Annotated in this window: 11 protein-coding genes; 3 read left to right on the top strand and 8 right to left on the bottom strand. The window is 29.0% G+C overall.

What is annotated here, in order from left to right:
• On the bottom strand, positions 1-321 hold a 321-nt coding region (locus tag BUA92_RS22645; RefSeq protein WP_175550949.1), incomplete at its 3' end, for an Ig-like domain-containing protein.
• 341 nt (positions 322-662) lie between these two features.
• Positions 663-1,097, bottom strand: coding sequence for a hypothetical protein (locus BUA92_RS22640; RefSeq protein WP_073022872.1), 435 nt, complete (start codon positions 1,095-1,097; stop codon positions 663-665).
• A gap of 275 nt (positions 1,098-1,372) precedes the next feature.
• Here BUA92_RS22640 and BUA92_RS22635 point away from each other — a divergent pair, with 275 nt between their 5' ends.
• Positions 1,373-1,597, top strand: a complete 225-nt coding sequence (locus BUA92_RS22635; RefSeq protein ID WP_073022871.1) for a DUF1659 domain-containing protein — start codon at positions 1,373-1,375, stop codon at positions 1,595-1,597.
• Positions 1,598-1,636: 39 nt separating this feature from the next.
• Positions 1,637-1,867 carry a DUF2922 domain-containing protein gene (locus BUA92_RS22630; RefSeq protein WP_073022870.1) on the top strand — a complete coding sequence of 77 codons (231 nt, stop codon included), beginning with the start codon at positions 1,637-1,639 and terminating at the stop codon, positions 1,865-1,867.
• A gap of 55 nt (positions 1,868-1,922) precedes the next feature.
• On the opposite strand, the gene BUA92_RS22625 is transcribed toward BUA92_RS22630, so the two are convergent.
• The 6 genes from BUA92_RS22625 to BUA92_RS22600 all read right to left on the bottom strand — a co-directional run bounded on the left by BUA92_RS22625 (position 1,923) and on the right by BUA92_RS22600 (position 12,039).
• The gene (locus BUA92_RS22625; protein ID WP_073022869.1) at positions 1,923-2,504 is read right to left on the bottom strand and encodes a sigma-70 family RNA polymerase sigma factor; all 582 of its coding nucleotides are present in this window, start codon (positions 2,502-2,504) and stop codon (positions 1,923-1,925) included.
• 136 nt (positions 2,505-2,640) lie between these two features.
• A complete protein-coding gene (locus tag BUA92_RS22620; RefSeq protein WP_073022868.1) occupies positions 2,641-2,862 on the bottom strand; it encodes a DUF1659 domain-containing protein in 222 nt (73 codons plus the stop codon).
• Between the two features lie 235 nt (positions 2,863-3,097).
• Entirely contained in the window at positions 3,098-5,638 is a 2,541-nt protein-coding gene (locus BUA92_RS22615) for an RCC1 domain-containing protein (protein WP_073022867.1), read from the bottom strand.
• A gap of 54 nt (positions 5,639-5,692) precedes the next feature.
• Entirely contained in the window at positions 5,693-8,407 is a 2,715-nt protein-coding gene (locus BUA92_RS22610; protein WP_073022866.1) for an RCC1 domain-containing protein, read from the bottom strand.
• 44 nt (positions 8,408-8,451) lie between these two features.
• Positions 8,452-9,264 (bottom strand): cohesin domain-containing protein, encoded by an 813-nt coding sequence (locus BUA92_RS22605; RefSeq protein WP_073022865.1) that lies wholly within the window; start codon positions 9,262-9,264, stop codon positions 8,452-8,454.
• Between the two features lie 180 nt (positions 9,265-9,444).
• A complete protein-coding gene (locus BUA92_RS22600; protein WP_073022864.1) occupies positions 9,445-12,039 on the bottom strand; it encodes a S8 family serine peptidase in 2,595 nt (864 codons plus the stop codon).
• Positions 12,040-12,365: 326 nt separating this feature from the next.
• Here BUA92_RS22600 and BUA92_RS22595 point away from each other — a divergent pair.
• Positions 12,366-13,212 (top strand): cohesin domain-containing protein (locus tag BUA92_RS22595; RefSeq protein ID WP_242950238.1); only part of this gene is annotated, 847 nt, incomplete at its 3' end.

The following is a 13,212-nucleotide window of genomic DNA, read 5'->3' as shown; positions in this document are numbered from 1 at the left end:
AATATACTCTGGGTATGCATTTCTAACATCTGGTCTTGACATCCCTACGGTTGCATTTCCAATATATATATTATTCAAATAAATTTTAACTTCTTTTATTCCTGATTTGTTTACTGCCCAGCCTCTTACAACAAAAGATGATTTATTACTTATTGTGCTATTATATGTAGGATTATCAATATATAACATTGGAGAAATGTTAGAAGTAACTGAATAATCTACCCGTCTTCCTTCTTCAGCTTGTACATTTCTAAAATTGAATGGAGTAATACATAATACGACTATTAGTATTTTAACTAGATTTCTCTTTATTTTAATCAACCCCTCTATTAACCTTAATAAGGTAAATTTATTTACAAATATTATTATAAACTATTTAATTTAAGTATAAAAGTTGAAAATTAAGTAATTAATTGCTCCCCTTCTCATCATTCTACTTCTACTATCGTGTTACTTTTCAAAATATTAATAGAGATATGTTGCTAATATTTAATATTACTTCCATTATTTTATGAAATAATGATATTAAAATTTTTGTATCCTAATCGTACCATTTAACTTGCTTAAATGATATGTCTCATAAATAATTATCTTTTCATACACTTAATTTAAAGAGAATATCTTTGAGTATATTTATATATACTCATTTTTTTAATAAAAACCTAGTACTCCTGTCTCCCCCCTTCTTCCTTTATATATTTATAATAATGTTTAATAGCACTATCAACTATTTCACAAAACTTTACATTAGCGTTAGGATGTACAGCTCTTAGCTCGTTTACCATTCTAATACTATTAGAACTAAACGATAAATTTTTTTTAACTTTACTATTTGGCATTTCAGGAATTACTTCATGTGAAAAATTACTCTTAACCTCACTTTTTTCACCTGTTTTTTCTATATCTTCACTTTTAGGTTCTCCCTCACTTATATTCTCTACTACTGCTGAATCTCCTAACTCATCTCTAACTAAACTTGCTATATTATAATTTTTTATAAATTTTGCATCCTTATCTTCTTCAAAACCTATAATAGCTTCAAGTTTCTCTTCCTCTTCTTCCTTTAATAATTCTTCCTTACCTCTACTCTTCCCCATACTTTATCCCTCTTTCCATCTCTTTACTTTATTCTATTCTTTTTATTCTTAAATATTTCTTGCTTTCTTGCTTTCTTGCTTTCTTGCTTTCTTGCTTTCTTGCTTTCTTGCTTTCTTGCTTTCTTAGCGCAGTCTACTTTTTCTGTGACTTTTTTGCAATTCTTTTTAAAAAAATCTATGTTTATTTAAAAATAATTTTTATAAATATAAGCCCTTTTCATTTTCGCGGTAATTTATATATTGTACAAAATAAAAAGTAAAGGAGGTGATTTCCTATGGTAGTAACCGAAACTCCTCTTTCTCTATCTTTAATAATAAAGCTCAAAAATGGTGTAACTGAATCTGGAGCTCAAAAATATAAGAAAAAGACTATAAACAATGTGAAAGTTACAGCTTCCAAGGAAAGTATTTATGCTCTTGCTGAAGCACTTTCGACTCTACTAGCTCCTGAAATAGGAGGCTATTCAAAAGTACTGACTTCTGATATTTCAGGTTCTTAATAACTCAAACAAAAATAATTAAAGATTGGGGGTAATGAAATGGAATATAGCCTTGTATTAACTTTTTTAACCAAAAGTGGTGAAAAAGTTAATTTAACTATTGCTGATGTTAGAAATGATTTAACAAATGAAGAAATATCCGCAGCAGTTGTTGTAATCTTAAGAGAAAATATCCTGCTTACAAAAAAAGGCGATGATTTAGTAGCTTTTCATTCTGCTAAGCTTAATGAAAAAAGATCAACTCTTTATGACATCCAGGTAGATCTTTAAATTTAAAAAAGCCCTGCTATAACAAGTGATTATAGCAGGGCTCTATCTAAAAAACCTAAAGGTTTAGTTTTTTCTCAATATATTTTCTTAGTTTCATTAAAGCTTGTTTTTTAACCTTCTTAACCTTACCGTAAGACATACCTTTATTTTCAGCATATTCTTTTAATGTTTTTTTCAAAAAATACTTATACCATATGATTTCCTGCTCTTCTTTAGTTAAAATAGTTTCAAAAGCAAGGTTTAAAAGAGAAATTTTTTCCTCTATACTAACTTTTCCTTCAAAATAATCTATTTCATAAAAAAGTATATTTTCAAGTTTTTCATCTATTATTAAAGTTTTAACTCCATCCTTTAGTTCTCCATTTAAAGACTTTCTTAAAATCTTAGAAAAATGTCTATTAATACATAATTCAATGAAAGGAAAAAAGTTACCGAATCTTGGATTATAGGAATTAAGATTTTCAAAAATTACTGTATAAGCTTCGTTTATCATGTCGTCATTACTATAGGAATGAATATGATACTTTTTAATTATACTTCCAACCTTATTTAAAATTTTTTCAACTAATTTTTCTCTGGCTTTTTTATCTCCTTTTTTAGATAGCTCAACAAGATCTTCGAGCTGAGAGTAATCCATAAATATCTCCTCCTTTATTGTTAAATTTACTACTATACTATGTCGAATTATATATATATGTGTAGCAAATACTGGAAAATAAAAAAGGCATACTATCAAAATGACAGCATGCCTTTAATCATGGATTATATAGCTATTAAAAAGTTATTATTTCATGTTTAGTTGCTTTAGAAACTCTGTATATTTGTGTATCTAATAAACTTCCTATAGCATTGCCTAATTTTCCAATGGAATCATCAGAAGCTTCTTCTTTTATATTTGAGATACTAAACTTTCTAAATACATCTTTGCCGTCTTTATCTAGACCGGCTTTGTACTCTACCTCTAAGGATAAACGTGTTAATATACTCTCAGTCATTTATATTACCTCCTATTCTTAAATTTAGTAATATAATATGTCTAAATATGAGTATTTGTGTAAGGCTAATTTGTAGATAAAAATATATACTCTTATAAAAAAACAAACTATACTAGGATTAATTTTTTCACATTATCTATTTTTATTGTTTATCCAAACTAAAAAAATCAAATCATTGTTACTAATATGTTAACTATTACTTTCTTTATCACAAGTATCCACCTTATTATGTTATTTATTTTATATAATTCGATATATTAACTAAGTCATATAAATCTATTATATTATCTCCATTAATATCTAAATTTTCATTCCAATTAGGCTCTTTATTAGTTTTATTATATTGACTCGCTACAGCCGAGAGATCTAATATGTCTATTTGAGTGTCCTTATTTACATCACGGCTTCTTATGACTTTTAATTTAAATTCTTTAAGTACTACACCATCTTTAGACACAATTTCAATATCTGCATTACCTAAATCTTTGCCTGCGAAAACTCCATTAGCCTCTTTATAAACATTAAATTCTCCGCTTTGATTTTTAACTCTCCAATCTATATCTTTGTTTTCATACTCATTTGAATTTAAACTCAACTTAAATAACTTAGTTTCACCAACAGATATATTTATTTCCCTAGTACTCTCATCTATCAGTGTTGAATAGGTTAATACTCGACTTGGTACTGGATTAGAAAATTCCTTTTGCATAATATCTGGCTTATTCCATCCCCAATCCCACATAGTTCCATCTGTTTTCAGTGCTGCAGTATAAAATGAACACGTTATAACATCTTTAACCTGATTCATTATCTTTACTGGCTTTAACTGTCTATCTGTTGTACCATTTCCAAGCTGACCATATTCATTGTTTCCCCATGCCCATAAAGATCCATCTTTCTTTATGGCCATGCTATAATTATATCCTACAGATATCTTATAGACGTCTTCCATTATCTTTTGTGGTATAAATCTACTCTCAGTTGTCCCATCTCCAAGTTGTCCATAGTCATTATTTCCAAAAGTCCATAAAGATCCATCCTTTTTTATTACAAGCGTATTTTTCTTTCCTTTAACCTCTAGAACATCTTCCATTATTTTTACAGGTAATGAATAATCTTTCTTATCCTCTAACCCTAGCTGCCAATATTGATTATTTCCCCATGCCCATAATGAATCATCATTTTTTATAGCAAAGGTACAGTTCTCTCCAGTCTTAACACGTTTAACCTCTTCCATAACTTTCATAGGAACCGTTGTATAGTAATCCCCCTTCTTTCCTATTCCAAGCTTACCATGCCAGTTCTCTCCCCATGACCATAGAGTACCATCCTCTTTCACTGCAAAAGAACTTGATGTCCCTGTAGAAGCTACTAAAACTTTATCCATAATTTTTAGAGGTTCACTTCTATTTGTTCTAGTTCCATCTCCAAGCTCGCCATATTGATTCTCTCCCCAAGACCATAAAGTACTATCATTTTTAATAACAAGCTTATGCCAAATACCAGGAGAAACCATTTTTACATCCTCCATAATTTTATTAGGCTCACCAAAAGATTGATATACTCCCCAAGCCCAAAGAGTATCATCACTTTTTATAAGCATATTGTTTGCTTCACCTAATGAAGATTCTATATCCTTTATATCTGTTAGCGAAGTTTTATCTGGTGATATTTTATAACTTGTTGTTCCATTACCTAATTCACCATATCCATTATATCCCCAAGACCATATTTCTCCATTTTCTTTTAAGGCTAAGCTATGCCTATCTTTTGCTGAAACTGACTTAATATTGTCCATAATCCTCTTAGGAGTTCTTCCCCCAATGCTTATACCATTACCTAGCTGACCCTCATTATTCCTTCCACATCCCCACAAAGTACCATCTTTTTTTAAAATCAAAGAATGAAAGCTTCCTACAGCCACTTCTTTAATATCTTCCATTATTTTCGTTGGCACTGTTGTATCTCTAATACTCGCACCAAGCTGCCCAACGTAATTACCTCCCCAAGCATAAAGTTCTCCACCATTCTTAATTGCAAAAATAGAATTTGATCCTGCAAAAATTTTTTCCACATTATCCATAACTTTTACTGGATTGGGCTTAGAAACTAGTGTCCCATCTCCTAGTTGACCATCACTATTATTTCCCCATGTCCATAAAGAACCATCATTTTTAATTGCAGCTGCAAAAAAATTCCCTGCTGAAACCTCTTTAACATCATCCATTATTTTTACTGGGTTGATTTTAATTTTATTACTCCCATCTATAGTTCCATCTCCAACTTGTCCAGTCTGATTATCACCCCATGCCCATAATGAATCATCTAATTTGATTGCATAAACACTACCCATACCAGCATATACATGCTTTACATTATCCATCACTTTTGTTGGAGATACTTTATAGGCACCACTCACTCCACCTGTACCATCTCCAATTTGACCACGATAATTAAATCCCCAAGCCCATAAAGTATTATCATTTTTTATTGCTACAGTAAAACGATCTCCTGCAGAAACTTCTTTCACCTGATTCATTACCTCTACCGGAACTCCTTTTGATGTAGTTGTTCCATCCCCAAGTCCTCCTGTAGAATTATTTCCCCACATCCACAATCTATCATTTATATCTATAGCCGCTGAGTGAGTATATCCACTTTCAATCTTTACAAACTTATTTTCTACTATACTTAGTGCATTTACTTTTAAAGGACTTATTAGATTGGTACACATAAAGGCTATTACTATTAAACATGCTTTTATATTCCTTTTCATTTATTTCTCCTTTTTACATATACTACTCTTTTACATTATTTATAATCATAACTATTAAAATTCTTTAAGTTCATAGGTATTTATATCTAATTCATATATTCTATCACTATCAATATAAATTTTATCATTAATAAAATCTATATCTTTTATATTTTTACTAGTCAAAGACCTCAAATCTCCACCAAAAATATTACAAGAGTATAGTCCTTGTCTCCCTAGACTTTGTCCTAGAAAATAAACTCTATCTCCATAAACTCTTACCTTTTTTATGCTACTCATATCAATAGGTAACCACATATATTGAGGCCTTGACTTCTCTGAGTCTGTTATAGATAATTTATGTATACTCGCAGTATTTCCATTGTTTTTTATAAATAGCAAGTTTCCAAGTCCACTATCCATACTACCATAATATTCATATACTTTTTCAGTGGATAATTTAGTTCTATTAGTACCATCATATTTTATTTTATATATTATATTATCTTCTTTACTATTGCTATAATATATATACTCTTCTTTAAATGTAATATTGTAGCAAGAATCTTCCGTAATTAACTCATTAGATGTACCATCTAGCTTCATTTTATATAGTGAAGCTGAATACATATTAAACTCACTTTTTGTATAATAAATCCACCCATCTCTAATCCCATAAAAATTTATCAACCCTGATTTTAATATAGTTAATGAACTCCCATCAACTTTCATTCTGACAATTTGAGAGCTTGGGCCATTATCATTATGAACATTTAAATATACCCAATCATCCTGTATCATCATATCTGTCCCTATAGCTTTTCGATTAATTGGAATATCTATTGTTCCATTATAATTTCTTTTATATATTATATTTCCATCTCTAGAATTTGAATAATAGTAAAATCCATTATAATCTGTTATAAATTTATTTGTCTTTTTAAAGACTATATCTTGCTTTTCTATTATATTTATATTCATATAAAAAGCTTTGTTTGTATTTTTTATAGTTCCTACAATTTTTTGATTCCCTAACTTACTTGTATCAATATTATTTAGGCTCCAAATTACTTCAAGTTCTTTTTTACTTCCATCACTATAGGCTACAGTAAAAGTTGTTGGTAACTTAAAATCCTGATTTTTATACAATGTTATGTAACTATCACTTATATCCTCCATATAATACAATTTACTAGATATCATCGTTAAATCATATAAATCTATTACCCCATCTAAATTTATATCATATAAGCTACCCCAATTTTTGTCTCCCTTATACTGATTATATCTACTTGCAATTTCAGCCATATCTAAAACATCTGTTACATTATCTAAATTTATATCAGTTATATAATAACTTTCTTCATAAAGTCTAGACTTTAAGTTTTTACTATCTACTACAAAAAATTTTAAATTTGTAGATTTATTTAATGCTACTTCTTGATATTGAGTTATATAGTCACTACTATTTGTTGGATTTGTTCCATCAGTTGTATAGTACAATTTAGAACCTGATTCTATGTAAGGATGAAAATATAAAAATTTAGAATATATACCTGGAACATCCTGTAAATAAAATATTGGTTCTTCTCCAAATACGAAATTTTCTACTCTTTTGCTCCAACTATTATATTTCCATACGGTATCATTTTTAATAAAATAGCTGTCTGGTAGTACTGTTGCATTTCCCATACTTTTAAGTATATCTATTTTAAGTGAAGGTGCGTATACACTACTTCCCCATACATAAATATTTCCATTTATATCTTTCGCATAAGCATAATCCTCATAATGCTCCTCCGAATCTAAGGTTATATCTTCAATATTATTTAACCAACTTATTTTTGTTGGAATATAGTTACTTTGAAAACTTCCATTCCCTAATATTCCTGTATCATTTTTTCCCCAGCCAAATACAGTACCATCATTTTTTAATGCTAAAACACTTTCCCCTACCAACACTTTAGTTATCCCATCTAAATTAGCTATTTTAGTTGGTAATGCTCCTACTTGACTTTTACCAGTTCCTAAATTTCCATTTGCTCCATTTCCAAAACACCATAATTCACCATTTTCATTTTTGGCAAAGCCTACACTTCTTCCTACGTAAAAATCTACTACTTTTTCATTTATATTAGGCAATTTAGTTGGTTTAACAACTTTAGTATTATCTCCCAATCCAGCCTCACCTGAACCATTATATCCCCAAGAATAAAGTTCTCCATCATTAGTTAGTGCAAAAGTTGTTTCTCTTACACATGTAATTTTTTTTATATTATCTAATGCCGTTATACTAGTTGGAGTATATATGTATTCATCTGATTTATCTACACCTAAATTATTCCAGTAACCATTGTATCCCCATGCTAAAACTTCTCCATTTGCCTTTAATGCAAAAGAAGTATTATAATATGTACTAATCTGAATTACATTATCTAATCCATCGATCTTCCTTGGAATATTCAACTGAGAATCACCACTATAGCCTAATTGTCCATAATTATTACTTCCCCAGGTCCATACACTTCCATCGCTTTTTAAAATTATAAAATGATCTATTCCTACAGCTATATCCTTAATTCCTTGAAAATCAAATAATTTAGTTAAGCTTTGACCTGATTTATTAATCCATAAAGATCCATCTTCTTTGTATACCAGTAATTTATCACGAGAGTTTGAGAAGACTCTAGTTTTTGATTCTCTACTATCTTCTGCTTGCACTTTAGTAAAAAATACTAATGTAAGAAATATTGTTAGTATAAAAAATATTAGTTTTTTTGATTTCTTCACTACAATGTCCCCCATTTACTTAACTAGAAATTTATATTCTAATTCTATTTTCTGAATTTTTTAATATATACACCGCTTCCTACAAAAATAATAATTAAAGCCCCTATTACTACCAAAATGTAATTGTTGTTTTTATTTAATACATCCCCACTTTCAGATTCTGTTTCATTATCATTTTCCATTAACGATTTATCTTTATTTTCTTCTGAACTTTCCTTATTAGTACTATCTCCTTCTTTAACAGTTGAGCTTGAAGAATTTACTTTGTTTTCATCAACATTAGTCTGACTATTTACTTCTACATTATCCTTATTTTCATTAGAAGTATTATTATTAGTGTTTTCTATAATTGTTGAATTATTTTCATTAACTTCTTTTCCTATATAAGTAAAAGGGATGCTTTGAATAGCATTTTTATCTGTTCTTTCTACTAATTTAACCATTGATATATTATTAAGATTAAATTTAATATCTCTATTGGCTTTTCCTTTTATCTTTACAAAATCTCCACTCCCGTTAACTCCTACTACTTCGCCCATAAAGGTAAATTGGTAACTTATCCTATTCTTCTCATTATTAGGTGCTCCACCAGCTTCAAACTTCTGAAATCCAGAATCTAATACCATTCCCCCTGCCACTATCTCATTAAATGATATATCGTAATTATCATAATCTATACTAATAGATCCTGCATAAAGTCTTTCAACGTTATTTATTTTAACTGTTATCTCAAAATCTTCTCCACTATTTAAAGATATTTCCCCACCTAAATCTACATTGGTATTAGTGGCTCCAAATGCTGAAAAGCTGAATGTAAACATAAAAAACATATAAATCAGTACTACCTTCTTTTTCATGAAATTTCTCCTTATTCCTACCTTATTTCATATATTTTAACATAATCACCTTATATTAAAAATTCCTCGGTTAAATAAACTTATTATTCTTAATATTAAATTATAAATTTTATTTAAAAAACATATTTTAAGACCTATTAACAAATAAGTTGCTTATTGTCAATAGGTCTTTTCTTATAATTAAATCATATTTGTAGAAAGTTTCACTAAATCATAAATATCAATTATTCCATCTGAATTTACATCTAATGCATCTAAATATGTTCCATAACCTCTTTTAGTATTATATTTAGATCCCATTATAGCCATATCAAATATGTCTGTTACTCCATCCCCATTAACATCAGTAGTCTTAGCAGTATTTTGATAGCTACGAACATTAAAGGATGCATTATTAAAGTTATATTTAATATCCCCTTCATATTCCGGCTCCTCGCTAGTATAAACAGTATACTCTTCATTAACATCTCTTGCCATAAGCTGTTTTACTGTCCATACTCCACTTTTACTTTGTGGATCTATACTATTATAATACTTACTATTATAATCCGAACCTATATATATATCTACATAATAGTAACCTTCTCTTTGATTTGACTCTAAATTAAAATATACTTCATTCCCTAAAGGATCATACATATATAGCCCTGACCCCTCTCCAATCCCAGAGGTATCTTTAGCATAAAATCTTAACTGTACAACTTCCTTATTATATACATCTTTTTTAGATACAACAACGCTTTTTAATTCCGTAATATCATTATTAGTTTTTTGTTTAGAATTATTTGATAAATCATTTGTATTATCTATTATCTTATTATCTAAAGATTCTATAGTAAACTTGCTTCTATCAAAATTCCAAGTTTTTATAGTATTTGATTTTTCATAATATTTTTCATTATAATAGGTATTTCCATAACTTAATGATATATTTTTTAGTTCCCATGTTCCATAGTCTAAAACTGGATTTATTTCATCATAATAACCCTCATCTTCAGTCACATTAAACTCATTATAATAATATCCATTAGAACTATCTGGAACTAAAGAAATTCTCTGCTCTTTTCCATTAGGCTTTATAAAATATGCATCTGCGTATTGATTTAGAACTTCTGGAGTATATACTTTTAAAGTAAAGGTATCTCCATTTCTATATATAGCTGTATCATATTTACTTACATTTATATTACATGAAGCCATAATTTTATTATTATAAGCAGATTGAACAGTAATAACTGCATTTCCTTCATTTAAAGCACTAACCTTCCCTGTATCATCTACAACTACAATATTGGAATTACTACTTGTCCATTTAACATCTTTATAAATTGAATTAGTTGGAGTTATAGTCTCAGTAAGTTTGTATTGAGCACCTTTTTTCAAAGTCAAATTATTCATATTCAATCCGATGTTTGTTAGAGCACCAACCGAAGGGTCCATAGCTACCAATGAAGCTGTAGCATCTATAATTCCTCCTGTACCCACTTTACCGTTCAATGACGTTAATTTATGCGCTCCATTTAATAAATAACTTCTCAGATCAGAAATCGAAGCATTGGGATTATAACTTAATAATAAAGCTGCTACTCCTGTAACATGAGGTGTAGCCATTGATGTACCACTCATCGTTGCATAATATCCATATTCACTATTATACGGAATGGTACTTCCTATATGTTCTCCTGGTGCTGCTATATCTACAGTTTTTGCTCCATAATTTGAAAATTTAGAAAGATTTCCTTCCTCATTTATGGATGCTACTGAAATAATATTATTGAGCTCATAATTTGCTGGATATACTGATGTCACGTCATTATTCAGTCCATTTCCATTAGCATCTCCATTTCCTGCTGCTGCTAAAAATAAAGCATTAGAATTTTTTATTATATCAAATTCTGCTTGTGAAAATTTATCGCTACCATAAGAACAATTAAAAATCCTTACCCCTTTATTGGTTGCATATTTTATTGCTTCTATTGTTTCACTAGTATATATCCATCTTCCTTCTCCAACTCTTAACGACATTACTTTTACATTAGGAGCAACTCCTACTACTCCTAAATCATTTTGAGCTGCTGCAATAGTTCCAGATACATGTGTACCATGTCCATCAAAGTCTCTTGGATTATTATCTTTATATAGGAAGTCCCAGCCATAGTAATCATCTATATACCCATTTCCATCATCATCTATTCCATTGTCAGGTATTTCCTTGCTGTTTGTCCATATATTTTCCGTTAAGTCCTCGTGGTCATATTCTATTCCAGAATCAAGTATTCCAACAACTACATCTCTACTTCCCAATGTCCTGTTCCAGACATTAACAACATTTATATCAATACCTGGATTAGTATTATTTTTAAGTCCCCATAATTGATCTGCATATGGTTCTGTAAGTGGAGATTTAGTCAATTCTCTTCTGTAGTTTGGTTCAGCATACTCTATCCCAACCTGTTCATTCAATTTCGTTAATACCTGCTCCATGTCTTCTTTAGATTCATCAAAGCTTATTAAAATCATATCCTCTGACAAATCTTTCTCTGTCTTAATATCACTAGATTGTATTGATTTTAAATTATTCTTATCTTTTACCTTAACTATTATTTCATTTTTCTTATAATTACTTTTATCTTTATTTGCCTTAAATTCATTCAAAATATTTTGTTTTTTTAAATCTTCGGAGTCATTAGTTGTTTTAGCTTGTACAACAATATAACTTAGAGAATTTGCGACTATTGTTATTGCAACAGTTACATTTATGAAAATCTTTTTCATCTCAGTCCCCCATTTTAATATTCATATTTTAATCTAAAATTTTCAAACATGTTAACTTTTATTCATTGTTTTTTACAAATTTATTTACATTTTATCATAATTTTCATATTTATCCAACATATCTTTGTAAAAAATATATAAGCTTGTAATTTTTATAATAAAAATGTATTTATTATTAGGAAATAGTTTAATTCACCTAAATTATTTATAATATTTTTAGAATTATATATATATTTATACTTTGACTATTTACCAATTAGTAAAGTATAATATAAATGTTAACTTTTATTCATAATTTACAATATTATTACAAAGGGGGAAGCAAATTGAAAAGTTCGCTTAAAAAGAGACTTTTTAGTATTTCTTTGTGTTTTATGTTTATTTTTGCTTTTGTATTTTCAAATGTACAATTAGTAAAAGCTGCAACAAACACAAACATATACTATTCTATTAATAAAGATAGCATAATAGTTGGAGATAGTTTTGATATTGATGTAAAGGTTAAAAATGTTACCGATTTATATGGTGCGTCTCTAGATCTTTATTATGATAACAGTTTAATACAAGTTCAAGACATTTTAGCTGGAGATTCATTTGGCAATACTAAGGTTAATACTGATAAACCTGTTATTGATAATGCTAATGGTAAAATAAGTATCTACTCAACAATGACAGGATCAAATCCTGGGGTTACTGTTTCTGATGGCGTGTTATTTAAAATAAAAGCTAAAGCTTTAAAATCAGGACAAGCAGCTTTTGCAACTTTAAATGGAGGAACAGCTGACTTAGGTCTAAATAACATACGAGTTAAACTTGCTAATAGTAATAGTACAAGCATTGACTTTAATGGAAGTAATTTAACACTAAATTTATTAACAACTCTACCACTTAATCCTGGTAAATATGAAGAAAATAATTCTAACATTAAATATACTGGTTCTTGGTATGACAACGCTAATGCTAAGCATAGTGGTTCTAATGCTACTATTACTACTAAAGTTGGTGATTACTTAGAATTTAAATTTAATGGTACTGGATTAAGACTTTTTGCTTACACTAATGCTTTTAGAGGTATTGCTAAGGTTACTATTGATGGTCAAGCTTATACATCTGATAACTATTCAGCTTCTGATGTATTCCAAAACAAGGTTTTTGAGAAGACTGGGTTAACTG

It is taken from the genome of Clostridium intestinale DSM 6191, assembly GCF_900130055.1.
Lineage (GTDB): Bacteria > Bacillota > Clostridia > Clostridiales > Clostridiaceae > Clostridium_T > Clostridium_T intestinale.
Note: the sequence above shows the minus strand (reverse complement) of the source record. Positions and strands in the feature narration are given on the sequence as shown.